The sequence below is a fragment of the Pseudonocardia sp. Ae505_Ps2 genome (assembly GCF_001932425.1).
Classification (GTDB): Bacteria; Actinomycetota; Actinomycetes; order Mycobacteriales; family Pseudonocardiaceae; genus Pseudonocardia.
This window is the reverse complement of the sequence record NZ_MCIP01000001.1, coordinates 4,636,334-4,660,191: the sequence shown is the minus strand read 5'-3', so window position 1 is coordinate 4,660,191 and position 23,858 is coordinate 4,636,334. Positions and strand designations below refer to the sequence as shown.

General features: G+C 75.6%; 21 protein-coding genes. 14 read left to right on the top strand and 7 right to left on the bottom strand.

The annotated features are described in order from the left end of the window. The first annotated feature begins 2 nt into the window (after positions 1-2). The 7 genes from Ae505Ps2_RS21855 (at position 3) to Ae505Ps2_RS21825 (ending at position 9,663) form a co-directional block, all read left to right on the top strand. Positions 3-719 carry an FAD-binding oxidoreductase gene (locus Ae505Ps2_RS21855; protein WP_020623838.1) on the top strand — a complete coding sequence of 239 codons (717 nt, stop codon included), beginning with the start codon at positions 3-5 and terminating at the stop codon, positions 717-719. A 111-nt stretch (positions 720-830) separates the two neighbouring features. Then, on the top strand, positions 831-1,760 hold the full coding sequence (locus Ae505Ps2_RS21850) for an alpha/beta fold hydrolase (protein WP_075553944.1): 930 nt from the start codon (positions 831-833) through the stop codon (positions 1,758-1,760). Between the two features lie 155 nt (positions 1,761-1,915). Beyond that, positions 1,916-3,442, top strand: coding sequence for a cytochrome ubiquinol oxidase subunit I (locus Ae505Ps2_RS21845; protein ID WP_075306458.1), 1,527 nt, complete (start codon positions 1,916-1,918; stop codon positions 3,440-3,442). A gap of 17 nt (positions 3,443-3,459) precedes the next feature. Then, positions 3,460-4,524: a cytochrome d ubiquinol oxidase subunit II gene (gene cydB, locus Ae505Ps2_RS21840; protein WP_075306460.1), complete on the top strand. Its 1,065-nt coding sequence runs from the start codon at positions 3,460-3,462 to the stop codon at positions 4,522-4,524. A 5-nt stretch (positions 4,525-4,529) separates the two neighbouring features. Beyond that, positions 4,530-6,323: a thiol reductant ABC exporter subunit CydD gene (gene cydD / locus Ae505Ps2_RS21835; RefSeq protein WP_084786380.1), complete on the top strand. Its 1,794-nt coding sequence runs from the start codon at positions 4,530-4,532 to the stop codon at positions 6,321-6,323. Next, positions 6,320-8,026 carry a thiol reductant ABC exporter subunit CydC gene (gene cydC / locus Ae505Ps2_RS21830; protein WP_075553943.1) on the top strand — a complete coding sequence of 569 codons (1,707 nt, stop codon included), beginning with the start codon at positions 6,320-6,322 and terminating at the stop codon, positions 8,024-8,026. Before cydD ends, cydC begins: the two co-directional genes overlap by 4 nt. Before the next feature lie 290 nt (positions 8,027-8,316). Continuing rightward, positions 8,317-9,663: a hypothetical protein gene (locus Ae505Ps2_RS21825; RefSeq protein WP_020623148.1), complete on the top strand. Its 1,347-nt coding sequence runs from the start codon at positions 8,317-8,319 to the stop codon at positions 9,661-9,663. A 68-nt stretch (positions 9,664-9,731) separates the two neighbouring features. On the opposite strand, the gene fabG is transcribed toward Ae505Ps2_RS21825, so the two are convergent. After that, on the bottom strand, positions 9,732-10,490 hold the full coding sequence (fabG, locus tag Ae505Ps2_RS21820) for a 3-oxoacyl-ACP reductase FabG (RefSeq protein WP_020623147.1): 759 nt from the start codon (positions 10,488-10,490) through the stop codon (positions 9,732-9,734). A gap of 166 nt (positions 10,491-10,656) precedes the next feature. On the opposite strand from fabG, the gene Ae505Ps2_RS21815 reads away from it, so the two are divergent. The 3 genes from Ae505Ps2_RS21815 to Ae505Ps2_RS21805 all read left to right on the top strand — a co-directional run bounded on the left by Ae505Ps2_RS21815 (position 10,657) and on the right by Ae505Ps2_RS21805 (position 13,282). Then, positions 10,657-11,415, top strand: a complete 759-nt coding sequence (locus tag Ae505Ps2_RS21815) for a class I SAM-dependent methyltransferase (protein ID WP_075306466.1) — start codon at positions 10,657-10,659, stop codon at positions 11,413-11,415. Positions 11,416-11,520: 105 nt separating this feature from the next. Continuing rightward, positions 11,521-12,501 carry an iron-siderophore ABC transporter substrate-binding protein gene (locus tag Ae505Ps2_RS21810; protein ID WP_075553942.1) on the top strand — a complete coding sequence of 327 codons (981 nt, stop codon included), beginning with the start codon at positions 11,521-11,523 and terminating at the stop codon, positions 12,499-12,501. A 19-nt stretch (positions 12,502-12,520) separates the two neighbouring features. Then, on the top strand, positions 12,521-13,282 hold the full coding sequence (locus Ae505Ps2_RS21805; protein WP_075306470.1) for a glucose 1-dehydrogenase: 762 nt from the start codon (positions 12,521-12,523) through the stop codon (positions 13,280-13,282). A gap of 70 nt (positions 13,283-13,352) precedes the next feature. On the opposite strand, the gene Ae505Ps2_RS21800 is transcribed toward Ae505Ps2_RS21805, so the two are convergent. The 5 genes from Ae505Ps2_RS21800 to Ae505Ps2_RS21780 all read right to left on the bottom strand — a co-directional run bounded on the left by Ae505Ps2_RS21800 (position 13,353) and on the right by Ae505Ps2_RS21780 (position 18,987). Then, the gene (locus tag Ae505Ps2_RS21800) at positions 13,353-14,417 is read right to left on the bottom strand and encodes an ABC transporter substrate-binding protein (protein ID WP_233147537.1); all 1,065 of its coding nucleotides are present in this window, start codon (positions 14,415-14,417) and stop codon (positions 13,353-13,355) included. Next, on the bottom strand, positions 14,414-15,181 hold the full coding sequence (locus tag Ae505Ps2_RS21795) for an ABC transporter ATP-binding protein (protein ID WP_075306472.1): 768 nt from the start codon (positions 15,179-15,181) through the stop codon (positions 14,414-14,416). The genes Ae505Ps2_RS21800 and Ae505Ps2_RS21795 overlap by 4 nt, the downstream gene beginning before the upstream one ends. Beyond that, the gene (locus Ae505Ps2_RS21790; protein WP_075306474.1) at positions 15,178-16,188 is read right to left on the bottom strand and encodes an iron ABC transporter permease; all 1,011 of its coding nucleotides are present in this window, start codon (positions 16,186-16,188) and stop codon (positions 15,178-15,180) included. The genes Ae505Ps2_RS21795 and Ae505Ps2_RS21790 overlap by 4 nt, the downstream gene beginning before the upstream one ends. 64 nt (positions 16,189-16,252) lie before the next feature. Continuing rightward, a complete protein-coding gene (locus Ae505Ps2_RS21785; RefSeq protein WP_075306476.1) occupies positions 16,253-17,359 on the bottom strand; it encodes a cytochrome P450 in 1,107 nt (368 codons plus the stop codon). Between the two features lie 38 nt (positions 17,360-17,397). Next, positions 17,398-18,987, bottom strand: a complete 1,590-nt coding sequence (locus tag Ae505Ps2_RS21780) for a Na+/H+ antiporter (RefSeq protein ID WP_249265396.1) — start codon at positions 18,985-18,987, stop codon at positions 17,398-17,400. Positions 18,988-19,091: 104 nt separating this feature from the next. Between Ae505Ps2_RS21780 and Ae505Ps2_RS21775 the strand changes: the two genes are divergently transcribed. The 4 genes from Ae505Ps2_RS21775 to Ae505Ps2_RS21760 all read left to right on the top strand — a co-directional run bounded on the left by Ae505Ps2_RS21775 (position 19,092) and on the right by Ae505Ps2_RS21760 (position 22,085). Further along, complete coding sequence (locus tag Ae505Ps2_RS21775) at positions 19,092-19,625, top strand: YbhB/YbcL family Raf kinase inhibitor-like protein (RefSeq protein ID WP_075306480.1); 534 nt, start codon at positions 19,092-19,094, stop codon at positions 19,623-19,625. Positions 19,626-19,636: 11 nt separating this feature from the next. After that, complete coding sequence (locus tag Ae505Ps2_RS21770; protein ID WP_075306481.1) at positions 19,637-20,680, top strand: hypothetical protein; 1,044 nt, start codon at positions 19,637-19,639, stop codon at positions 20,678-20,680. A 108-nt stretch (positions 20,681-20,788) separates the two neighbouring features. Continuing rightward, on the top strand, positions 20,789-21,253 hold the full coding sequence (locus Ae505Ps2_RS21765) for a nitroreductase/quinone reductase family protein (RefSeq protein WP_084786378.1): 465 nt from the start codon (positions 20,789-20,791) through the stop codon (positions 21,251-21,253). 7 nt (positions 21,254-21,260) lie between these two features. Beyond that, entirely contained in the window at positions 21,261-22,085 is an 825-nt protein-coding gene (locus tag Ae505Ps2_RS21760) for an LLM class flavin-dependent oxidoreductase (protein ID WP_075306483.1), read from the top strand. Here Ae505Ps2_RS21760 and Ae505Ps2_RS21755 read toward each other — a convergent pair. After that, entirely contained in the window at positions 22,069-23,787 is a 1,719-nt protein-coding gene (locus Ae505Ps2_RS21755) for a class I adenylate-forming enzyme family protein (protein ID WP_075333407.1), read from the bottom strand. The genes Ae505Ps2_RS21760 and Ae505Ps2_RS21755 overlap by 17 nt on opposite strands. Positions 23,788-23,858 lie beyond the last annotated feature (71 nt).

The following is a 23,858-nucleotide window of genomic DNA, read 5'->3' as shown; positions in this document are numbered from 1 at the left end:
CGGTGGACACCACCCCACGCCGCACCCTGCGCTGGCAGGCCGCGACCGTGCTGTCGGTGCACGACGAGGCCCCGGGGGTGAAGACCTTCCGGCTGGGCCTGGAGGAACCGGCCACCCACCTGCCGGGCCAGTACTACGTGCTGCGCCTGACCGCCGAGGACGGCTACACCGCGCAGCGCTCGTACTCGGTCGCCTCCGCGCCCGACGGGCGGCCGGAGATCGCCCTGACCGTCGAACGTCTCGACGACGGCGAGGTGTCGGGGTTCCTGCACGACGTCGCCGTCGTCGGGGACGTGCTGGAGGTCCGCGGCCCGGTCGGGGGCTGGTTCGCCTGGGACGGCGTCTCCCCCGCGCTGCTGGTCGGCGGCGGGTCCGGGCAGGTTCCGCTGGCCGCGATGCTGCGTCACGCCCGCGCCGTCGGCCGTCCCGACCTGGTGCGGATGCTGGTCTCGGTCCGCACCCCCGACGATCTGTTCTACGGCGAGGAGCTCACCGGTCCGCCGGTCACCGCGGTGTTCACCCGGACCGCCCCGCCCGGCGCGACCCGCCCGGCGGGCCGGCTCACCCTCGCCGACCTCGCCCCGCTGGTCCGCGGCGGGGAGACCGCGTTCGTGTGCGGCTCGCCGGCCTTCTCCGCCGCCGCGGCCGACCTGCTCGCCGCCGCCGGCGTCCCCGACCACGCGATCCGGATCGAGCAGTTCGGCCCGACCGGGGCCTGACCGAGCGGCCGGGCACCGGGGTGCGGCACGATGACCCGGCCCCGAGACTCCGCGTGCTGCCGCGAGCGGCCCGGACCGACTCGATCCGCCCGTGCACCGCAGGAGCAGACGATGACCGTCACCCCCGCCGAGACGTCGTTCCCGAGCGGCGGGCTGCGCTGCGCGGCCTGGCTCCTCACGGCGTCCGGCGACGCGCTCACGAACGACCGCGGCCGGCCCTGCGTCGTCATGGCGCACGGGTTCGGTGCCACCCGCGACTCCGGGCTGCTGCCCTTCGCGCACCGTTTCGCCGCCGCGGGCTGCGCGGTGCTGGTGTTCGACTACCGCGGGTTCGGCGCCTCCGACGGCACCGGCGACCCGCGGCTCGACCAGGACGTCCACCACGGCCGCCACCGCGCCGACTACCACGCCGCGATCGCGTACGCCCGCACGCTGCCCGGCGTCGACCCGGAGCGGATCGTGCTGTGGGGCAGCTCGTACTCCGGCGGGCACGTGGTCCCGGTCGCCGCCCGCGACGGCCAGGTCGCCGCGGTGATCTCCCAGGGCGCCGCGATGGACGGGGCCGCCGCGCTGCTGGAGATCCTGCGCTACGCCGGGCCCGGGCAGCTGGCCCGCCTCACCGGGCACGGCCTGCGCGACGCCGCCGCCGGGCTGCTCGGGCGCCCGCCGCACCGGATCGCGGTGTTCGGGCCGCCCGGGTCGACCGCGGCGATCACCTCGCACGACGCCGAGAGCGGCTACTCCTCGATCGCCGGACCCGGGTTCCGCAACACCATGCGGGCCCGGGGCGCGCTGCGGATCCCGCTCAACCGCCCGGTGACGGCGGCGCGGCGGCTGCGGGCGCCGATCCTCGTCGTCGTCGCGGCGCGGGACTCGATCGCGCCGCCGGCGTCGGTGCGTGCGGTCGCCGCCCGGGCCGGGGCGGGCTCGGAGGTGCTGGAGCTGCCGTGCGGGCACTTCGACATCTATCTCGGCGAGATGTTCGAGCGGTCCGTGGCCGCGCAGGTGGACTTCCTGCGGCGCACCCTCGCCGTCGCCTGACCGGGCCGGACAGGACCGGACCGAGCCCCCCGGACCCGGGGGCGAGCGCACCCGCGGCGGCCCGCGTGTCCAGCGCCACCGGGCCCGGGTCCCCGCTGATCTTCTACTTCCGGTAGAACTACTACTGGACGTAGAACTTCGCTCGGGAGGTCCCGATGGACGCGCTCGACCTGGCTCGCTGGCAGTTCGGGATCACCACGATCTACCACTTCCTGTTCGTGCCGCTGACCATCGGGCTCTCGGTGATCGTCGCGTCGCTGCAGACCGCCTGGTTCCGCACGGGCCGGGAGGAGTACCTGCGGGCGACGAAGTTCTTCGGGAAGCTGTTCCTGATCAACTTCGCGATGGGCGTGGTCACCGGGATCGTGCAGGAGTTCCAGTTCGGGATGAACTGGAGCGCCTACTCCACCTTCGTCGGCGACGTGTTCGGCGCGCCGCTGGCGATGGAGGCGCTGATCGCGTTCTTCCTCGAGTCCACCTTCATCGGGCTGTGGATCTTCGGGTGGGACCGGCTGCGCCGGGGCGTGCACCTGGCCTGCATCTGGGCCGCCGCGATCGGGTCGAACCTGTCGGCGTACTTCATCCTCGCGGCGAACGCCTGGATGCGGAACCCGGTCGGCTACGAGGTCGACCGCGCCACCGGCCGGGCCCGGCTCACCGACATCGGCGCCGTGCTGACCAACCCGCAGGCCTGGTCGACCTACGCCCACGTCGTCGCCGCGGCGTTCCTGATCGCGGGCCTGTTCGTCGCCGCGGTCAGCGCCTGGAAGCTGATGCGCGAGCGCTGGCGCCGTCCCGGTGACGCGACGCCGCACCCGAGCGAGCACACGCTGTTCCGCAAGACCCTGCGCACCGGGTTCCTCGTCACCCTCGTCGCCGGGGTGCTGGTCATCGCCTCCGGTGACCACCAGGCCAAGCTGGCCGCCACCTACGAGCCGATGAAGCTCGCCTCGGCCGAGGCGCTGTGGCAGACCGAGGAGTCGGCCGGGTTCTCACTGTTCGCCGTCGGCGACGTCCAGGGCAGCCGCAACCACATCAACGTGCAGATCCCCGGCGTCCTGAGCTTCCTGGCCACCGGGAGCCCGTGGGGCCCGGTGCAGGGCATCGAGAACGTGCAGGCACAGTACGAGGCGCTCTACGGCCCCGGGGACTACCGGCCCAACATCGCCGTCCTCTACTGGGCGTTCCGGCTCATGATGGGCCTCGGCCTGGCCGGGGTCGCGGTCGCGACGGCCGGGCTCTGGCTCACCCGCGGCGGACGGCTGCCCGGCTTCACCCGCGACGGCGCACCGGCTCCGGCCGGGCGGCTCCAGCGGTGGGCCTACCGGGGCGTGATCGCCGCGCTGCCCGCCGCGCTGGCCGGGAACATCGCCGGCTGGGTGCTGACCGAGATGGGCCGCCAGCCCTGGACGGTGCACGGCGAGCTGCTCACCGCCCAGAGCGTCTCCCCCGGGGTGAGCCTGGGCCAGGTCGCGTTCTCCCTGGCCACGTTCACCGTGCTCTACGGGGTGCTCGCCGTCGTCGAGGTGCGGCTGCTGTTCCGCTATGTGCAGGCCGGTCCCGGCGCCGCACTGCCCTACACCGACGATCCCGACGGCCCCGACGGCTCCGACGGCCGTCCCGACGACGGCGCCGCCGTCGGCACCGACGACGAGCGCCGCCCCGCGGCGTTCAGCTACTGACCTACGGAGGGACGACGATGGACCTGCCCACGATCTGGTTCCTGGCCGTGGCCGTGCTGTGGACCGGCTACCTGGTGCTCGAGGGGTTCGACTTCGGCGTCGGGATGCTGGTCCGCGTCCTGGGCCGCGACGAGGAGGCCGACCGCGAGGCGGCGCTCGGCGCGATCGGCCCGGTGTGGGACGGCAACGAGGTGTGGCTGATCGCCGCCGTCGGCGCGATGTTCGCCGCCTTCCCCGCCTGGTACGCCGCGACGCTGTCGGGCCTCTACCTGCCGGTGCTGCTCGTCCTGCTGGGCCTGATCGTGCGCGGGGTCGGGCTGGAGTACCGGCACAAGCGCTCCGACGCGTCCTGGAAGGCCCGCTGGGACCTCATGATCGGTCTCGGGTCGCTGGTCCCGGCCTTCGTGTGGGGCCTGGTGCTCGCCAACCTGGTCCGCGGCCTGCCGACCGAGCTCAGTGCCCCGGGCAGCGGGCAGAACACCGTGGTCACGGCCTCGCTCGCGGACCTGCTGAACGGCTACGCCCTGCTCGGCGGCGTCGTCACCACTGCGCTGTTCCTCCTGCACGGCGCGGTGTTCCTGGCGCTCAAGACCGACGGGCCGGTGCGGTACCGGGCACGCCGGTTCGCCCTGCGGGCGGTGGTTCCGGTCCTGCTGGTCACCGTCGCCTTCCTGGCCGCGACGCTCGCGCTGCGTGAGCCGTCCTGGACCGGCACGGTCGCCTGGGTCAGCGGGCTGGCCCTCGCCGCGGCCGGGGTGGCGCTGCTGCTCGGCCGCGAGGGGTGGGCGTTCACCGCCACCGCGCTGTCGATCGGCGGGCTGTCGGTCGTGCTGTTCGGGCAGCTGTACCCGTCGCTGCTGCCCTCGACCACCGACCCCGCCCACACCCTGACCGTCGCGAACGCCGCGTCCGCGCCCTACACGCTCACGGTCATGAGCTGGGTCGCGGCCGTGTTCCTGCCGCTGGTCCTCGCCTACCAGTCCTGGAGCTACTGGGTGTTCCGCAAGCGCCTCGGCGGGGCGCGGGTCGCACCGGAGGGGCCCGCCGGCCCTCGTGGCACCGCGGTACCGGCGCCACGATGACGACCATGTCGCACCCGTCCACCCCGTCGGCTCCGCCGGCCCCGCCGGGCACCGCCGGGGCGCCGCCCGCGGGCGGCCCGCCCGTCGACCCGCGGCTGCTGCGCACCGCGAGCGCGGTCCGGGTGCACCTGGCCGTCGCCGCGGGCTGCGGGGTCGCCGCGACCGGGCTGATCCTGGCCCAGGCCTGGCTCGTGTCGCGGGTGGTGGCCGGGGCGACGCCGTCGTTCGCCACCGACGGCACACCCATCGGTCCGGGCGCCGGGCTCGACACCCTGGCCCGGCTGGTCGGGGGCGTCGCCGTCGTCGCGGTGGCGCGGGCGCTGCTGACCTACGGCGCGGAGTCCGCCGCGCTGCGCTGTGCCGCCCGCGCCAAGTCCCAGCTGCGGACGGCGCTCGTGCGCCGGCTCGCGCTCGCCGCGACGGACCCGCGGCGGTCCTCCGGCGAGATCGTCACCCTGGCGACCCGCGGGCTCGACGCCCTCGACGACTACTTCGCCCGCTACCTGCCCCAGCTGGTGCTCGCCGTCCTGGTCCCGGTCGCGGTGCTGATCGTCGTCGCGGACGCCGACTGGATCTCCGCGGTCGTCATCGGGGTGACGCTGCCGCTGATCCCGCTGTTCATGGTCCTGGTCGGGATGCACACCCGGGCCAGGACCGACCGCCAGTGGCGGCTGCTGTCGCGCCTGGGCGGGCACTTCCTCGACGTCGTGCAGGGGCTGCCGACGCTCGCGCTGTTCCGCCGTGCGCAGGTCGTCGCGGGCAAGGTCCGGGAGACCACGGACGAGCACCGGCACGCCATGACCGGCACCCTGCGGGTCGCGTTCCTGTCCGCGTTCGTGCTGGAGGTCCTCGCGACGCTGGCCGTCGCCCTGGTCGCGGTCGAGGTCGGGCTGCGGCTGCTCTACGGGAACCTCGACTACGCCACCGCGCTGTTCGTGCTGGTCCTGGCCCCGGAGGCGTACCTGCCGCTGCGCGAGGTCGGTGCCCGGTTCCACGCCAGCATGGAGGGGGTCGCCGCCGCCCGGCAGGTGTTCGCCGAGCTCGACCGCCCCGTCGGCGGCGCCACCGGCGGGACCGCTCCGGTGCCGGCCGCCGACCCGGCCGGGCGCGGCCTGACCGTCGACGGGCTGCGGGTGCGCTACCCCGGTGCGGACACCGACGCCGTCGCCGGGCTGTCGCTGGGCCTCGCCCCCGGTGAGACGGTGCTGCTGCGCGGCCCGTCCGGGGCCGGGAAGTCCACCCTGCTCGGGGTGCTGCTCGGCACCGTCGCCCCGACCGGCGGCACCGTGATCGTGCACGGCCGGGACGGAACCGCCGCCGAGCTCGCGGAGCTGGACCTCGACGCCTGGCGGCGCGGGGTGGCCTGGGTCCCGCAGCAGCCGCACCTGTTCGCCGACACCGTCGCCGCCAACGTCCGGCTCGGCGCCGGACGGGACAACGTCACCGACGACGCCGTCCGCGCGGCCGCACGCCGGGCCGGACTCGACACCGTCGTCGCCCGGCTGCCCCGGGGCTGGGACACCGTGCTCGGTGAGGGCGGCACGCAGCTGTCCTCCGGCGAGCGCCAGCGGGTCGCGCTGGCCAGGGCGTTCCTGCGCGACGCGCCGCTGGTCCTGCTCGACGAGCCGACCGCGCACCTCGACCCCGACTCCGCCGCCGCGGTCCGCACCGCGGCCACCGAGCTGCTGCGCGGGCGCACCGCGGTCGTCGTCGCCCACGACGCGGGCTGGGCCGAGCACACCGACCGCACGGTCACGATCGCCCCCGCCACGATCACCCCGGCCGGGGGTCCCCGATGAGCCCCTGGTCGCTGGCCCGCAGCGTGCTGGCGCCCCGGCTGCGCGGCGTCGTCGGTGGCGCGCTGCTCGGCGCGCTCGCCACCGCCTGCGGTGCCGGGCTGCTGTCGCTGGCCGCCTGGCTGCTCGCCACCGCCGCCCAGCACCCGTCGGTGACGGCGCTGTCGGTCGCCGTCGTGCTCACCCGTGCCCTCGGCGTCGGACGCGGGGTGGCTCGCTACGCCGAGCGGCTGGTCGGGCACGACGCCGCCCTGCGCGCGCTGTCGGACATGCGCGGCCGCGTCTACGCCCGGCTCGCCGCCACCGAGCCGGTCCACCGGTTCCGGTCCGGCGAGCTCGTCGCCCGGCTGGTCGGCGACACCGACTCCGTGCAGGACCTGGTCGTGCGCGGGATGCTGCCGGTCGTCGCGGCCGCGGTCGCCGGGTCCGGTGCGGTGCTGCTCGCCACCGCGCTCTACCTCCCCGGCGGCGCGCTGCTCGCGGGCGGGCTGCTGCTCGCCGGGGTCGCGGTGCCCGCCCTCGCCGCGGCGCTGTCGCGGCAGCCCGCCGAGCGCGCCGGCGTCGCGCGGGACCGGCTGGCGACCGCCCTGGTCGACCTGCTCGACGGCGGCCCCGAGCTGCTGGCCCACGGAGCGACCGGCCACGCCGTCGACGCGGTCGCCCGGGCCGACGCCGAGCTGACCCGCACCGCCCGCCGCGACGCCGCGCTGCTCGGCCTCGGCGCGGGCTCCGGCGCCCTGGTCGCCGGGCTCACCCTGGCCGGGACGCTGCTGCTGGGCGTCGCCGCCGTCGACGCCGGTGCCCTCGGCGCGGTCCCGCTGGCCGTGCTGGTGCTGACCGCGCTGGCCGCGTTCGAGATCGTCGCGCCGCTGCCCGCCGCCGCGGCCCGGCTCGCCGCGGTACGCGCCGGGATGGCCCGGCTGGTGCCGGTGCTCGACGCCGCGCCCGCCGTCGCACACCGCGAACCGGGCGCCACACCGCTGCCCCGTCGCGGCGACCTGGCGATCCGCGGTCTCACCGCGGCCTGGCCGGGACCGGGACCGGACGGCCGCGGCCGCACCGTCCTGCAGGGGGTGGACCTCGACGTCGGGCGCGGGGAGGTCGTGGCGCTGGTCGGCCCCAGCGGGTCGGGCAAGTCGACGCTGGCCGCGGTGCTGTTCCGGTTCCTCGACCCGCGCGCGGGCACCGTCCGGCTCGACGGGCACGACCTGGCGGTGCGGGCACCCAAGGAGGTCCGCGCGGTGGTCTCCGGGGTGCCGGCCGACCCGCACGTGTTCGACTCGACGGTCCGGGAGAACCTGCGCCTGGCCGCCCCCGACGCCGACGACGCCGTCCTGCACGACGTCCTGCGCCGGGTCGGGCTCACCGGCCTGGCGCTCGACGACGAGGTCGGCGCACACGGTGCCCGGCTGTCCGGTGGGATGCGCCGGCGGCTCGCGCTGGCCCGCGCGCTGCTCGTCGACCCGGCGGTGCTGGTGCTCGACGAGCCCACCGCCCACCTCGACCCGGACACCCGCGACGCCGTCCTCGACGACCTGCTCGCCGCCGCGGCGGGGCGCGCGGTGCTGCTCATCACCCACGACCCGGCGGTGCTGCCGCGGGCCGACCGCGTGTACACGCTGCGCGACAAGAAGGTCCACCTGCGTGACGGGGCTGCGTGCAGCCCTCGCGAACCGCGGCCCTACCCTGCTCCGAACGTCCGATAGCGGGCTCGCGCCGGCTCCGGGCGTGCCCGGGGTTCTCTCAGTCAGGTCACAGGAGGCCCCTGACACGCTGGGAGCACCTCGCCGGGACACCGTCCCGCGCAGGAGTGCAGGAGTCAGTACGAGCCCGCGCGCGCCACGGCATCCGCCCGGCGCCGCTTCCGGTCAGAACGTGAGGTCACCACCCCGTGCGAGCGTCACGCCGTCCCTCCCCGACGACGTCAGGACCGAGGTCCGCGTCCCGGACCCCCCGGTTCCGGTCCGGCCTGCGCCGGGCCCCGGCCCTGGCCCTGGTGCTCTCGGGGGTCCTCGCCCTCGCCGCCTGCACCTCGGGGGTCGGCGGTGACGACACCGCCGGCGGCACCGCGCCGTCGTCGGCCCTGGAGGCCTCCGCGAAGGCCGTCGACCTGGGCAGCTGGCGGTGGGACAAGCAGCCGGGACCGATGGAGATCGGGGTGACCCACACCCAGGACAGCCTCGACGACACCGAGCCGGCGCAGGCCCGCCAGCGCGGGGTCGACATCCTGTCGAGCCTCGGCCAGGAGTACCAGAACCACCACATCATGGGCTTCGGCACGCTCAACCCCGAGCCGCGGCCCGGTGAGTTCGACTGGGGCTCGCTGGACCGCCGGATGCAGCTCACCGAGGAGACCGGCGGCAAGGCGATGCTGACGCTGTGCTGCTCCCCGGACTGGATGAAGGGCGCACCGCGCGACAGCGGCGACACCCGCTGGGACCGGCTCGAGAAGGCCCCGCTGCCCGAGCACTTCGCCGACTTCGCCAACCTCGCCCGCGAGGCCGTGCAGCGGTACCCGCAGGTCGACCGCGTCCTGGTGTGGAACGAGCTGAAGGGCTTCTACAACCAGGCCGAGAACCGCTGGGACTACGAGGGCTACACGAACTTCTACAACCAGGTCTACCAGGCCGTGAAGTCCGTCCGGCCCGACGTGCAGGTCGGCGGCCCCTACGTCGTCATGAGCAGCGTCCCGGTGGACTCGCACGACGCCTCGAACATCCGCGGCCCCTGGGGGGCGCTCGACCAGCGCCCGCTCGACGTCCTGGACTACTGGCTGAAGAACAACGTCGGCGCGGACTTCATCGTCGTCGACGGCTCGACCACCAACCGCGGACAGCAGGACGCGATCTCCCCGGTCGACGTCGGCGCGGAGAAGTTCTCGGTGATCGACCGCTGGATCCAGGAGCGGACGCAGCTGCCCATCTGGTGGGCCGAGTTCTACGCGAACGTCCCCGCCGACGCCCAGGCCGGCTTCGACTCCCCCGCCAGCGCGGTCTCGACGATCGCCGCCCTGCAGGCGATGGCCCGCTCCGGCACCCAGGGCGCGCTGCTGTGGGGTCCCGAGGGCAGCAGCTCGCTCGAGTACTCCTCGCTGTGGACCCCGGCCACCGAGGAGAACGGCGGCCAGGCGACCCCGCTGACCGAGGCGTGGCGCTGGCTGGTGCCCCGGCTCCGGGAGGGCACCGTAGAGCTGGGCCGGGCCACCGACGGCTCCTCGCTGGGCGGTTTCCGCGCGGCCGACGGCTCGATGCTGCTGGTCAACTTCTCCGCCGACGCGGTGCCGGTGTCCGGCCAGGAGGACATCCCCGGCTGGGCGATCGTGCCGATGACCACCAGGTCCTGACAGCTCCGCGACGGCCACGACGGGCCGGCACCGCAGCAGCGGTGCCGGCCCGTTCGTCGTGGGGCGGGTCAGGCCTTCGGGCCACCGGCCACGTAGATGACCTGGCCGCTCACGAACGACGAGCGCTCGTCGACGAAGAACGACACGGTCTGAGCGATGTCCTCGGGCGCGCCGGGGCGCTGCACCGGGATCTCCTTGGCCCGGGCGGCCTTGAAGTCCTCCCAGTCCACGCCGATCCGCTCGGCGGTCGCCTTGGTCATCTCCGAGGCGATGAAGCCGGGGGCGATGCAGTTCGCGGTGACGCCGAACTTGCCGAGCTCGATCGCCAGGGTCTTGGTGAAGCCCTGCATGCCGGCCTTCGCCGCGGAGTAGTTCGCCTGCCCGCGGTTGCCCAGCGCGGAGGTCGACGACAGGTTCACGACCCGGCCCCAGGCGGCGTCGACCATGTGCTTCTGCACCGCACGGGTCATCAGGAAGGCCCCGCGCAGGTGCACACCCATGACCGCGTCCCAGTCGTCGACGGTCATCTTGAACAGCAGGTTGTCCTTGGTGATGCCGGCGTTGTTGATCAGCACGGTGGGTGCGCCGAGGCGCTCGGTGACCGCGTCGACGGCGGCGGCGACGGCCTGCTCGTCGGCGACGTTCGCACCGAACGCGGCCGCGGTCCCGCCCGCGGACTCGATGGCCTCGACGGTCGCCTTCGCGGCCGACTCCTCCAGGTCCAGCACCGCGACCTTGTGTCCGTCGGCGGCGAGCCGGATCGCGGTGGCGGCCCCGATGCCGCGCGCCCCACCGGTGACGATCGCGGTCCTCTGCTGCTGGGTCATGTCTCTCCTCGCTGATCGACGGTGATCTCCGGGTGTCTCCCGCTGCCGATCGTGTCACCCCCTACCGCCGCGTCACATCGCGGTCCGTGCGACGTCGCTCACCCCCGATCGGATGCCTCGGGTGCACTAGCGTCGAGGTGTCCGTTCCCGACCAGGAAGGATTTTCATGGCCGTCGAGCGTTCCGAACCGACCTACCGGCTTGCTCTGCCGGAGCCCACTACCTCGTTCGAGCAGGACGCGGAGTACTGCGTCATCGACCTCGGACACGGGTGGACCGAGTACCGCTTCCACGACTACGACGAGCTGTTCAAGATCCCCGGCCTCTACGAGAAGCTGTTCTACGACATCCTGCAGTGCCAGTCCCCGGCCGTGGTCGCGGGCGCGCTGGCCGAGCAGCTCGACGCCGTCGGTGTCGACCCGTCCGGGCTGCGCGTCCTCGACGTCGGCGCCGGCAACGGCATCGTCGGCGAGGAGCTGCGCGCCCGCGGCGTCGGGAAGGTCGTGGGGATCGACATCCTGCCCGAGGCCCGCGACGCCGCCGAACGCGACCGCCCCGGGGTCTACGACGACTACCACGTCGTCGACCTCACCGCCCTCGACGACGAGACCGTCGAGAACATCTCCTCGGGCGGCTTCGACGCCCTGACCTGCGTCGCCGCGCTCGGCTTCGGTGACATCCCACCCGCTGCGTTCCGCACCGCGTTCGACATGGTCGCCGACGACGGCTTCGTCGCGACCACCCTGCGGGACGACTTCCTGACCGACGGCGACACCTCCGGGTTCGCCGGCCTCATCTCGTCGCTGCTGGCCTCCGGCGAGCTCGAGGAGCTCGGCGCGACCGTCTACCGGCACCGGCTCGCGACCAGCCGTGACCCGCTGCTGTACCGGGCCGTCGTGGCCCGCAAGCGCCGCCCGCGCGACTGACCCGGCGCGTTCGCACCGGTCCGCGCCGCGTCGACCGGTGCGAACGCGCAGCCGCGAGACCTTCCGGACATTACGGGTTAGGTAAGCCTCGGCTATTGTCCCGGCGTGCTCCGACGACTGATCATCCTGCTGGCCCTCGCGGGCCTGCTCACCGCCTGCGCCTCCGATCCGGGCCCGGCCGCCGCGCCGGCCGGCTCCGACGGCGCGTTCCCCGTCCGCATCGACAACGCCTTCGGCACCGCGGAGATCCCCGCCCGCCCGCAGCGCGTGGTGGCCCTCGGCGTCACCGACGCCGACCCCGTCCTCGCCCTCGGCGTCACCCCGGTCGCGCGGGCCGGCTACGCCTTCTACGAGGAGACCGGAGGGCTCGGGCCGTGGGCTCGCGGCCTGGTGCGGGGTGAGGCACCGCAGCTCCTCACCGAGACCGAGCCGAACCTGGAGCGCATCGCCGCGCTGCGCCCGGACGTCATCATCGCGCTGTCCTCGAGCATCGACCAGGCCGCCTACGACCAGCTGACCGCGATCGCGCCGGTCGTCGCACGGCCCGCCGGCACGATCGCGTTCGGGGTGAGCCGCACCGACCAGATGCGCGCCGTCGCCACCGCGCTGGGTGAGACCGCGCGCGGCGAGGAGCTGATCCGCACCGCCGACGCCGCGTTCTCCGACGCCGTCGCCGCGCACCCGGAGTTCCGTGGCAAGGTCGGCGCCACGGTGCTGCCCTTCGACGGCAAGTACGGCGCCTTCACCGCCGCCGACGCACGCGGGCAGTTCATGACCGGCCTCGGCTTCGCACAGCCGCCGGCGATCGCCGAGCGCGACGACCGGAAGAGCTTCTACGTCGAGGTCTCCTCCGAGCAGGCCGGCCTGCTCGACGGCGACGTGCTGGTGATGCTGGCCGACGAGGGCACCACGAAGCAGCAGGTCGACTCCGACCCGGTCCTGCGCCAGGTGCCGGTCGTCGCCCGCGGCGACATGGTCGTGCCCGACGCCGACACCCGGGGCGCGATGACCTACAACAGCGTGCTCTCGGCCCCGTTCGCCCTGGAGCGGCTCGTCCCCCAGCTCGCCGAGAAGCTCCGCGGCTGATCCGGGTTAGGGTCCCTGCGTGACTGTGATGGAGCGGTTCCGACTGGACGGCCGGGTCGCCGTCGTCACCGGTGCGTCGTCCGGCCTCGGTGTGGCCTTCGCGAAGGGCCTCGCCGAGGCGGGCGCGGACCTCGTGCTGGGCGCGCGACGGGTCGACAAGCTGGCCGACACGGTGGCACTGGTCGAGGCGACGGGCAGGCGCGCGGTCGCCGTCGCCACCGACGTGGCGAAGCCCGAGGACTGCCGGGCGCTGGCGCAGGCCGCCGTCGACGGGTTCGGTCGGCTCGACGTGCTGGTGAACAACGCCGGGATCGGCACCGCCGTCCCGGCCCTGAAGGAGACCCCCGACCAGTTCACCTCGGTCATCGACGTGAACCTCAACGGCTCCTACTGGATGGCGCAGGCCTGCGCGGCGCACATGGCGCCGGGGTCGAGCATCGTCAACATCTCCTCGATCCTGGGCCTGACCACGGCGTCGCTGCCGCAGGCGGCCTACTCCGCGTCCAAGGCGGCGATCGTCGGCCTGACCCGCGACCTGGCCCAGCAGTGGACCGGGCGGCGCGGGATCCGGGTCAACGCGGTCGCGCCCGGCTTCTTCGCCTCGGAGATGACCGAGCAGTACCCGGACGGCTACCTGGAGCGGATGTCCGAGCGGATCCCGGTGGGCCGCAAGGGCGACCCGGAGGAGCTGACGGCGGCCGTGCTGTTCCTCGCCTCGGCGGCCGGTGGCTACGTCACCGGTCAGACCTGGGCCGTCGACGGCGGCATGACGATCACCTGACCGACCGGCCCGGATCGGATCGGATCGGAGGTCCCGGGGGCGCCGCGCGGCGCCCCCGGGACCTGCGCACTCAGCTGCGGGGCACGTCGTCCGACTCCGGGGTCAGGCCGGAGGCGGGCACCAGGTTCCAGCGCTCCAGCGCCGCCCGCACCTGCTCGGCGGCGTCGACGTTGAGCGGGCCCGAGGTCCACAGGGCGTAGGGCAGGTTCAGGAACCGGTTCTCCCGGACCGCGGGCAGGTCGCGGGTGTCGGGGCGGCTCTTGAGCACCGCGACCTTCTCGGCGAAGGTCTGCGGCGGGTAGTCGACGAACAGGAACGCGGCGGGCTGCGCCGTCGCGACCCGCTCCCACGAGACCTGGGTCCAGGTGTCGTCGACGTCGGACAGCGCGTTGCGCGCCCCGGCCGCTTCCATGATCGCCTGCGGGGCGCCGAAGCGGCCGCTGGAGTACGGCGACTCGGTGCCGCTGTCGAACAGGAACACCGTCGGCGGGGTCGCGGCCTTCGGTGCCCTCCCCAGCGCGGCGAGCCGGTCGTCGAGGTCGGCGACGACGCGGTCGGCGTCGGCGGTGTGCCCGGTGATCGTGCCGAGGTTGTGCAGGTCGTCGCGCAGCGCCGTCCAGGGGTCGACGATGCCGCGGGCACGCTGCCCGTCGGCCTGACGGCAGGACTCGGTCAGCACGTAGGGGGCGATGCCCTGCTCGCGCAGCCGGGCCGGGGTGAGGTTCTTCTCCTCGCTGTAGCCGTAGTTCCAGCCGGCGACCATCACGTCGGGGTCGCGGGCCAGGACCGTCTCCAGGGTCGGGTACTGCGGTGCCGCCTGGGCCAGGCCGTCGACGGCGGCGCCGTAGTGGCGGCGCAGCGTCTCGGCGTCGCGCTGCATGCTCGACACCGCGGCGACCCGGTCCTGGGCACCGAGCGCCAGGACCATCGAGATCATGTTGCCGTCGTTGACGAACATGCGCTGCGCCGGGGACGGGAACGACGCCGGCGCCCCGCAGTTCGTCACGGTGACCGTGCCGGCCGGGGCATCGGCGGCGGGCGGAGCCGGGGCCGGGGCCGAGCAGGCTGCGAGGGCGACCGCCCCCGCGGCGAGGACGGCGGACAGCCGCAGTGGACGGGTGGGCAGGAGCGTCACGGAGTCTCCCCGGGTAGGTCGAGCAGGAGGCGGGACCGCCCGGTCACCGGGTGCGTGACGCGGGCGGCGGCGACCCCGAAGACCCGTGAGACGGTGTCGGGGTCGAGGTCGGGCACGGCCGGGAGGGCCCGGCCGTCGTGCAGCACGACGAGGCGGTCGCACCAGCGGTCCGCGAGGTCGAGGTCGTGCAGGCTCACCACGACGGTCCGGCCGAGTGAGCGCACCAGCTCCAGCAGGCCCAGCGCGTGCCGGACGTCGAGGTGGTTGGTGGGCTCGTCGAGCAGCAGGACCCCGGCGTCCTGGGCGAGCCCGCGGGCGAGCAGCACCCGGCGCCGTTCCCCGCCGGAGAGCCGGTCGACCGGCCGGTCGGCCAGGCCGTCGAGCTGGACCGCGGCCAGCGCGGCGGTGACCGCGGCCCGCTCGGCCGCGTCGCCACCCGACCACGGCGGCCGGTGCGGGACCAGGCCGAGCGCGACGACCTCCCCGACGCACAGGTCCGCGGGGAGGTCCTCCTCCTGGCCGACGAAGGCGATCCGCCGGGCCCGCTGCCGGGCCCGCAGCGCGGTCAGCGGGGTGCCGTCGAGCAGCACGCGGCCCGCGGCGGGTCGGCGGATCCCGGCGAGGGCGCGCAGCAGGGTGGACTTGCCGCTGCCGTTGGGCCCGACGACGCCGAGCACCTCCCCGGGCTCGACCGCGAGGTCGACCCCGGCCAGCACGGTGCGCCCGCCGAGCACGCAGGACAGGGTCTCGGCGCGCAGGCTCATGCCGTGCTCCCGGCGGTCCGGTAGCGGCGGCGCCCCATCAGGACCAGGAACACCGGGGCGCCGATCAGCCCGGTGACCACGCTCAGCGGCATCTCGGTGGGCCGCACCGCGATCCGGGCGGCGACGTCGACGACGACCAGGAACAGCGCCCCGGCCAGCGCCGCCACCGGGACCAGCACCCGGTGCCGGGAGCCGACCAGCAGCCGGGCCAGGTGCGGCACGACCAGCCCGACGAAGCCCACCGCGCCCGAGACCGCGACCAGCACCCCGACCGCGGTCGCGCAGACCGCGAACAGCGCCGCCCGTGCGGCGGTGACCGGCACGCCGAGCGCCGCCGCGGTGTCGGGTCCGGCGTTCAGTGCGTCGAGCCAGCCGCTGGAGGCCAGGAACAGGACGAGCACCAGCCCGACGGTCACCGCGGGCACCGCGACCCGGTCCCACTGCGCCCCGGACAGGCTCCCCAGCAGCCAGAACAGCACGGACTGGGCGGCCGCCGGGTCGCCGGTGCGGAACACGAGGAAGCTCGCCGTCGCCGAGAACGCCGAGCCGAGCACGGTGCCGGTGAGGATCAGCCGGATCGGGGTGATCCCGCCCTGGGCGACGGCGATCGCCCCGACCAGCGCCCCGGCCGCGAGGGCGCCGAGCAGCGCCCCGGTGAACAGCGCCCAGGTGCCGAGCGCACCCAGCACCCCGGTGGTGATGACGGCCGTGGCGCCGACGCTCGCGCCGGAGGACACCCCGAGCAGGTAGGGGTCGGCGAGCGGGTTGCGCACCAGGGTCTGCACCCCGGTGCCGGCGAGTGCGAGGCCCGCACCGACGATCGCGGCGAGCAGCGAGCGCGGCATCCGCAGGTCCCACACGATCGTCGAGACCGGGCCGGGACGGTCCTGCAGCACCGCGTCGACGACCCTCGCGACGGGGAGGACCTCGGCGCCGAAGGCGAGCGAGCCCAGGAGCGCGACCGCCAGCAGCGCGGCCAGGGCCACCGTCACCGTCGCGGAGCGCACCGACCGTCGTTCCCACACCTGCACAGTTCATCATGTGGCGGCAGCTCGGTGACTGCGGGGAAGATCACCGAGCGGGACGCAGGTGCACCCGTAGACCGGCGAGCCGCGGTCCGCCGGACCCGCCGGGGTGCACTTCGACGAGGCCGGTGGCCGGAACGGTGGGCCGGGCGTCGGGGAAGTCGTCGCGCAGCACCTCCAGCATCGTGCGCAGCTCCAGCCGGGCCAGGTGCGCACCGGCGCAGAAGTGCGGGCCGTGCCCGAACGTCAGCGGATGTCCCTGGGTCGGGCGGGCGTCGATCCCCCGGATGTCGACGAGCACCGGAGCCCCGGCAGGCAGCGCCCGCCCGGCGAGGTCGACGGCGGTGCGGGCGAAGCGCCACAGCGAGTAGGGGGCGGGCGGGTGGACCCGCAGCACCTCGGTGACCAGCGCGTCGAGCTCGTCGGCGGTGCGGCCGGCGAGCCCGGAGTCCAGGGCGTGGGCGACGACGTAGCCGAGCGCGGCGTCGGTGGTGAGCTGACCGCCGAACACCAGGCCGAACACGAGGTAGCCGACCTGGGCGTCGTCGAGGTCGGGCAGGGCCGCACGCAGGCCGGCCGCGACGCCGTCGCCGGTCCCGTCGGTGACCGCGGCCGTGCCGATCGCCTGCAGCCGTCCGAAGGCGGCGCCCGCCACGGCCGGGTCGGGGCTCCACATCGCGCGACAGGCGTCGACGGCGTCGTCGAGGAGCCCCGGCGGGGCACCGACGACCTCGAGCACGACGGCAAGCGGGTACCGGATGGTGACGTCCTCGGTGAGGTCGACCTCGCCGGGGCCGAGGCCGTCGAGCAGGCCCGCGGCGATGGACCGGATCCGTCCGGCGTACGGAGCGAGCGCGCGGGCCGACAGCAGCGGAGCGTGCGCGCGGCGCAGCCGGGCGTGCCCGGCGCCGTCGGCGGTGGTGAGCGACAGCCGCTCGACGGCCGGGGGTTCGAGGTCGGTGACGCCGGGCGGGGCGAGCGCGGGGTCCTTGGCGAACCGCGGGTCGGTGAGCACCCGGCGGGCGAGCGCCTCCTCGGTGACCACCCACACGGCGGGCCCGCCGGGGAGCGTCGTGCGCACGACCGGACCTCCGGCCGGCGCGGGGTCCGGTTCGGACAGCGAGCGGGTACGGGCGGTGAACGGGCACGTCATGGCTCGATCGTGCCCGCGGACGCGGACACCTCCGGTCCTCAGTCGAGCAGCACCGTGCGCAGGTCGAGGCGGCGCAGCACCCGGTCGACGGCGTGCGGGTCGACACCGGGCTCGCGCCGCGCGGCCAGCACCTCGGTCCGGGCGGCCGCCAGCGCTGAGGCCTGCGCCTCGGCGAACGCCCGGCGGGCCTTCTTCACCGCCGCGATCCGGGACCGTTCCTCCTCCGACGGCGTCTCCCCCGACAGCACCCGCTCCAGCCGTTCGACGCGCTCCCGCATGGCGGTGCCGACCTCCTCGGGCAGGCCGCGGACCGTGCGTTCGAACTCCAGGGTGGCGACGGCGGCCCGGCGGGCCCGCAGCACGATCTCGCGTTCGGCGCGGTCCTCGGCGTCGGCCTCGTCGTCGATGTCGAGGGCGCGGACCAGCATGCCCAGGGTGAAGCCGGGCACGAGCAGCGTCACGAACAGCACCGACACCGCGATGAGGACGAGCTCGTCGCGGGCGGGGAACGGCGCCCCGGACGCGGTCTGCAGCGGCAGCGACAGCGCGAGGGCGAGCGTCGCGAGGCCCCGCATGCCGCACCAGGACAGGAGCACGGCCTCGCGTCCGGTGAGCGGGGCGGCGCCGGCCGCGGCGGCCCCGTCGCCGTCGCGGGCCAGCACCCGCCAGGCGACGACCATCCAGAGCACCCGCACCGCGACGACGACCACGCACACGACCGCCGCGTGCGCGAGCATCGTCGGCAGCTCGTCGCCCGCGGCGAGCACGACCTGGCGCAGGTCGAGCCCGATCAGGCCGAACGCGAGCCCGGTCACCAGCAGCTCGACGACGTTCCACAGCGAGGACTGGGTGAGCCGCTCGGCCGCCTCGTCGGCGTCCGCCCCGGCCCGCAGCTGCAACGCCAGCACGACGACCGCGATGACCCCGGACGCGCCGAGCTCCTCGGCCGCCAGGTAGGTGGCGAAGGGCAGGACCAGGGTGAGCGCGCTGCGTCCGGTGGCGTCGGTGACCCGGCCGAGCACCCGCCGGGCCAGCCAGGCGACCCCGAGACCGATGAGCACCGCCCCGGCCGCGCCGAGGACGAACCGAAGCCCCAGCCCCAGCGGGCTCAGCTCGCCGCCGGAGACGGTGGCGAGCACCGCGGCCTGGAACACGACCAGGGCCGTCGCGTCGTTGAACAGCCCCTCGCTCTGCAGCACGGCCACCACCCGGCGCGGGATCGGGACCTGCCCGGCGACCGCCTCGACCGCCACCGGGTCCGGCGGGGCCACCATCGCGCCCAGCGCGATCGCCGCGGTCACCGCGATCCCCGGGACCAGCAGCCACACCGTGCCCGCCACGACCGTCGCGGTGACCAGCACCAGCGCGACGGCGAGCAGCGCGATGGACCGCCACCGGGCCCGGAACACCGCCCACGACGTGCGCTGCGCGGTGGCGAACAGCAGTGGCGGCAGGAACAGCGGCAGGATCAGCTCGGGGTCGATGACGAACGCGTCGGGCAGGCCGGGCAGCAGCGCGACGACCACGCCGAGCACCACCATCAGCGCGGGCCAGGGCAGCCGCAGCCGGTCCCCCACCCCGACCAGGACGACCGCGGCCACCATCATCCCGACGAGCACGAGCAGCATCTCCACGGACCGACACCCTGCCCTCCTCGCCGCCGGACGGCAGCCGACGCGCCGTGCCAGGATCACGGCGAGACACCCACCACCGACCCGAGGAGGTCCATCCCGTGCCCCGCAACCCCTACGACGAGCTGCCCCCGGTCCCGTCGTTCACCCTGACCAGCACCGACCTGACCGACGGCACCGCGCTCGCCACCCCCCAGCTGTCGGGGATCTTCGGCGCGGGCGGCGAGGACGTCTCGCCGCAGCTGTCCTGGTCCGGCGCGCCGGAGGGGACCCGGTCCTACGCCGTGACCTGCTACGACCCGGACGCCCCGACCGTCGCCGGGTTCTGGCACTGGGCGGTGTTCAACCTGCCGGCGTCGGTGACATCGCTGCCGTCCGGCGCCGGTGACGACACCGGCTCCGGCCTCCCCGAGGGCGCGGTCCAGCTGCGCAACGACGCGAGCCTGGCCCGCTACCTGGGCGCCGCCCCGCCGCCCGGGCACGGCCCGCACCGGTACTTCTTCGTGGTGCACGCCGTCGACGTGCCCACGCTGGACGTGCCCACCACCGCGACGCCCACGTTCCTCGCCTTCACCCTGTTCAGCCACACCGTCGGCCGTGCCGTCCTGGTCGGGACGCACGCGAACCTGAGCTGAGGCCCGCCGGCGTGGACGCGAACGCGGAGCTGGACCTGCTCTACCGGGTCCCGCCGGAGGACTTCGTGGCCGCGCGCGCCGCCGCCGTCGCCCGGGCCCGCGCCGAGGCCGACACCGACTCCGCCCGGGCGATCGCCGCCGCCCGGCGGCCGACCCGGGCCGCGTGGCTGGCGAACCTGCTGGTCGACGACGCCCGCGACGAGGTCGAGGGGCTCCTGGCGCTGGCCCCGGTGCTCGCCGACGCCCAGCGCTCGCTCGACGGCGCGGCCCTGCGGGAGGTGTCGGCGCAGCGCACCCGGCTGGTCGGTGCGCTGGCCCGGCGGGCCGCGGCCCTCGGCCGCGCCGCGGGGGCCCGGGTGGACCCCGGCCTGGAACGCGACGTGCGGTGGGTCCTGGAGTCGGCGCTGGCCGACCCGGAGCTGGCCGACCGCGTGCGGTCGGGACGGCTGGAGCGCTACGAGCGACACAGCGGCTTCGGCCCGCTCGCGGAGCCGGACTCCGGGCCACCTGCGCCGCGGACCTCGCCGCCGCGCACCCCGCCACCGCCCACCTCGCCACCGCGCACCTCGTCACCGCCCACCTCGACGGACCGCGACGCCGAGCCTGCACCCGGCACCGGGGCTCCCCCGGACACCGCATCCCGACCGGACGGCGACGGGGAGCTGTCCCGGCGCCGGCGCGACGCGCGGCGCCGGGAGGCCGAGCGCCGGGCCGCCGAGGAGCAGCAGCGGCGCGCGGCGCAGCGGCACGCGCGGGCCCTCGCCGAGGCCGAGAAGGCCGTCGAGACCGCCCGGCTGGCCGCCCACGACACCGACCGGGAACGCGAGGACACCCGGGACCGCGCCGCGCAGGCCGCGGGACGCCGCGACGACGCGCACCGCCGCGTGGCGGAGCTGACCGCCGAGCTGGCCCGCGCCCGGGACGAGGCCGAGGACGCCGACCGCGCCCGGGACGAGGCCGAGCGCGCCGCCCGGGACGCGGCGGCCCGGGCCGACCGGGCCGGGGAGGACCTGGCCCGCGCCGAGGAGATCCTGGACGGGCTGCGGTCGGACTGAGGAGGACCCGTCCCTGCCCGGCCGCCACCGGGCACGGCAGCGAGCAGTCCCGCGACCCGTCCGCGGACCCGTGGCATCCTGGCCCGGATCCGACAACGAGGAGCTCCCGTGTCCGACGATCCCCGCCGTCACATCCGTGCCCCCCAGCAGATCAAGGACCACAACGACGACCTGCTCGCCCGGCGCGACCGCGGCGATCTGCCGTTCGAGCTGCCCGTCCTGACCGTCCCCGGCCGGCGCAGCGGCCGGCCTCGGCACACCCCGCTGACGGTGTACGCGACCGGTGGGGAGCGGTTCGTCGTCGGCGGGTTCCCGGGCGCGGACTGGATCGTCAACGTCCGGGCCGCGGGCGGGCACGCCACGCTGAGCACCGGGCACGACGCCGAGCCGGAGCCCGTCGTGCTGGTGGAGGTGCCGCCGGAGCAGGCGCGCACCGTCCTCGAGGCGTGGCCGGAGGTCACCCCGGACGGCGTCGCGATCATGATGGAGAACGGGATCGTCACCGAGCCGACGCCCGAGGACCTCGGTGCCCTGACCGGCATCTGCCCGGTGTTCCGCATCGACCCGGCCTGAGCGTCCCATGGACGGTCATACGGACGGTCATACGGACATCGGCATCGTCTTCCGGCCCGAGCTGCCCCCCGAGGAGCTGCCGGGCGCAGCCCGTGACGTCGAGGCCGCGGGGCTGGACCAGCTGTGGCTGTGGGAGGACTGCTTCCTGCACGGCGGGACCGCCACCGCCGCCGTCGCGCTGGCCCGCACCGAGGCCCTGACCGTCGGCGTCGGGCTGTTCCCGGTGCCGCTGCGGAACCCGGCGGTCGTCGCCATGGAGATCGCCTCGCTCGCCCGGCTGTTCCCCGGCCGGTACCTGCCGGTCCTCGGGCACGGCGTGCTCGACTGGATGGGCCAGGTCGGCAACCGGGTCACCTCGCCGCTGACCCTGCTCGCCGAGCACACGACCGCGGTGCGGGACCTGCTCGCCGGGCGCGAGGTCACCCGCTCCGGGCGCTACGTCCGGCTGGACCGGGTCCGGCTGGACCACCCGCCGGCGACCGCGGCGCCGGTCCTGGTCGGCGGGCGCGGGCCGCGCACCCTGCGACTGGCCGGGGACCTCGCCGACGGGGTCCTGCTCGACTCGGGTCTGACCCCCGAGGAGGTCCGGTCCTCGCTCGGGTCGTGCGGGCCGGGCGGCGCCGCGGACGGCTTCCGGCGCATCGGCTACGTCGCGCTGCCGGAGGATCCCGCACTCCCGGAGCGGCGGCGGGCGGTCGAGTCGATCGTCGCGACCCACGCCGCGGCCGGGCTGGACACCGTCGTCCTGGTCCCGCCGGCCGGCGCCCCGGACCCGCGGCCCTGGCTGGACGCCGCGTCCGCGGCCCGCAGGACCCTCACCTCGGAGCGGTGAAGCCCGCCCGCAGCTCGCGCTTGCGGATCTTGCCCGTCGCGGTCCTGGGCAGCGGCTCGTCGGTCCACCGCACGTGCGCAGGCGCGGCGAACTCGCCCACCCGCGCGGCGACGGCGGCGCGGACGGCGTCGTCGTCGCGGGCCGCCCCGGGGCGGGCCCGGACCAGCGCGGCGACCTCCTCCCCCAGGCGCGGGTGCGGCACCCCGAGCACCGCCACCTCCAGCACCCCGTCGACGGTGTGGATCGCCGCCTCCACCTGCGCGGAGTACACGTTCTCCCCGCCGCGCAGCACGACGTCCTTGCACCGGTCCACGACGTACACCCAGCCGTCGGTCACGTGCCCCAGGTCGCCGGTGCGGAACCAGCCGTCGACGAACGCCTCGGCATCGGCGTCGGGCCGGTTCCAGTAGCCGCGGACCACGTTCGGGCCGCGGAACCACAGCTCGCCGACCTCGCCGTCGCCCAGCGCCTCCCCGGCCGGGCCCGCGACCCGCAGCTCGGCCCCCGGCGCGGGCCGGCCGACCGAGTCGGGGCGGGCCCGGTACTCGGGCCCGGTGTTCGCGCAGATCGCCGAGGTCGTCTCGGTCAGGCCGTAGCCGTTCGCCGCGCCGGCACCGAGGTCGCGTCCGATCCGGGCGACGAGCTCCGGCGGCACGGGCGCCCCGCCCATGCCGACCGTCCGCAGCGAGGCCAGGTCGGCGGGGTCAGCGCCGTCGAGCAGCTCCGCCGTCGTCGACGGGACACCGTTGGAGCGGGTCAGCCGCTCGGCCCGGACGACCGCCCGCGCCGCGGCCGGGTCCCAGCGGTGCAGGGTCGCGAGCTTCGCCCCGCCGAGCACGGCGCCGACGAGGCCGTTGATCCCGGCGATGTGGAACATCGGGTACATGAGCAGCGTCCCCTGCTGCCCCGGCGGCGGTTCCGTCCCGGCGTCGAGCGCGGTCGCCCGGGCGGTCAGTGCGACGTTGAGCAGGTTCGTCACGTGGTTGCGGTGGGTGCCGACCGCGCCCTTCGGGCGGCCGGTGGTGCCGGAGGTGTAGAGGATCGTCGCGTCGTCGTCGGGGCCGGGCGGGCTGTGGCCGCCCGGGTCACCGGGACCGTCGGTGCGCAGCCCGAGGTCCTCCCACTCGACCACCGGGCCGGGCGCGGGCGCCCCGCCACCGCGGACCCGCACGACGGGTACCCCGACGCCGCGAGCGCTGCCGTCGGTGCCGCTGCCGCACAGGGCGGCGCACCGCTCCGGGTCGGCCACGACCACCCGGGCACCGGAGTCGGCCGCCGCCCAGGCCAGCTCGGGCGCGCTCCACCAGGCGTTCAGCGGCACGACGACCAGTCCCGCGACCTGCGCGGCGAAGAAGACCACCGGCCACTCCGGCAGGTTGCGCATCGCGATCGCGACCCGGTCACCGGGGCGCAGCCCGAACCGCCCGGTGAGCACGCCGGCCAGGTCGGCGACCAGGCTCCGGTGCTCGCCGTAGGTGCGCCGCTCGCCCTGGTACACGGTGAAGGTGCGCTCCGGCCAGGCCGCCGTCGCCGCCCACAGCTCGGCCAGGGTGTGCGGGCCACGCCGGTAGACCCGCATCGCGACGCCCCGCACCTCGGCGTCGACCAGCTCGAACTCCCCGCCGGGTGCGGTCAGCGCCGCGATCACCGGGCCGAGTCCCGTCATCGCCGCTCCGGTGTCGTTCCTCGGGGTGTCTCCCATCGGCGCACCTCCTCGTGCCCGTCCGTCCTACCCCGGCGGCCGCTCCGACGGAAGCGGTGATCGTTCGCTCA

What these genes read in the sequence shown, in the direction of transcription:
- Ae505Ps2_RS21850 (WP_075553944.1), top strand. Translation starts at nt 831, where the DNA reads ATGACCGTCACCCCCGCCGAGACGTCGTTCCCGAGCGGCGGGCTGCGC.
- Ae505Ps2_RS21845 (WP_075306458.1), top strand. Translation starts at nt 1,916, where the DNA reads ATGGACGCGCTCGACCTGGCTCGCTGGCAGTTCGGGATCACCACGATC.
- cydB (WP_075306460.1), top strand. Translation starts at nt 3,460, where the DNA reads ATGGACCTGCCCACGATCTGGTTCCTGGCCGTGGCCGTGCTGTGGACC.
- cydD (WP_084786380.1), top strand. Translation starts at nt 4,530, where the DNA reads ATGTCGCACCCGTCCACCCCGTCGGCTCCGCCGGCCCCGCCGGGCACC.
- cydC (WP_075553943.1), top strand. Translation starts at nt 6,320, where the DNA reads ATGAGCCCCTGGTCGCTGGCCCGCAGCGTGCTGGCGCCCCGGCTGCGC.
- fabG (WP_020623147.1), bottom strand. Translation starts at nt 10,490, where the DNA reads ATGACCCAGCAGCAGAGGACCGCGATCGTCACCGGTGGGGCGCGCGGC.
- Ae505Ps2_RS21815 (WP_075306466.1), top strand. Translation starts at nt 10,657, where the DNA reads ATGGCCGTCGAGCGTTCCGAACCGACCTACCGGCTTGCTCTGCCGGAG.
- Ae505Ps2_RS21795 (WP_075306472.1), bottom strand. Translation starts at nt 15,181, where the DNA reads ATGAGCCTGCGCGCCGAGACCCTGTCCTGCGTGCTCGGCGGGCGCACC.
- Ae505Ps2_RS21785 (WP_075306476.1), bottom strand. Translation starts at nt 17,359, where the DNA reads ATGACGTGCCCGTTCACCGCCCGTACCCGCTCGCTGTCCGAACCGGAC.
- Ae505Ps2_RS21780 (WP_249265396.1), bottom strand. Translation starts at nt 18,987, where the DNA reads ATGCTGCTCGTGCTCGTCGGGATGATGGTGGCCGCGGTCGTCCTGGTC.
- Ae505Ps2_RS21760 (WP_075306483.1), top strand. Translation starts at nt 21,261, where the DNA reads ATGGACGGTCATACGGACGGTCATACGGACATCGGCATCGTCTTCCGG.
- Ae505Ps2_RS21755 (WP_075333407.1), bottom strand. Translation starts at nt 23,787, where the DNA reads ATGGGAGACACCCCGAGGAACGACACCGGAGCGGCGATGACGGGACTC.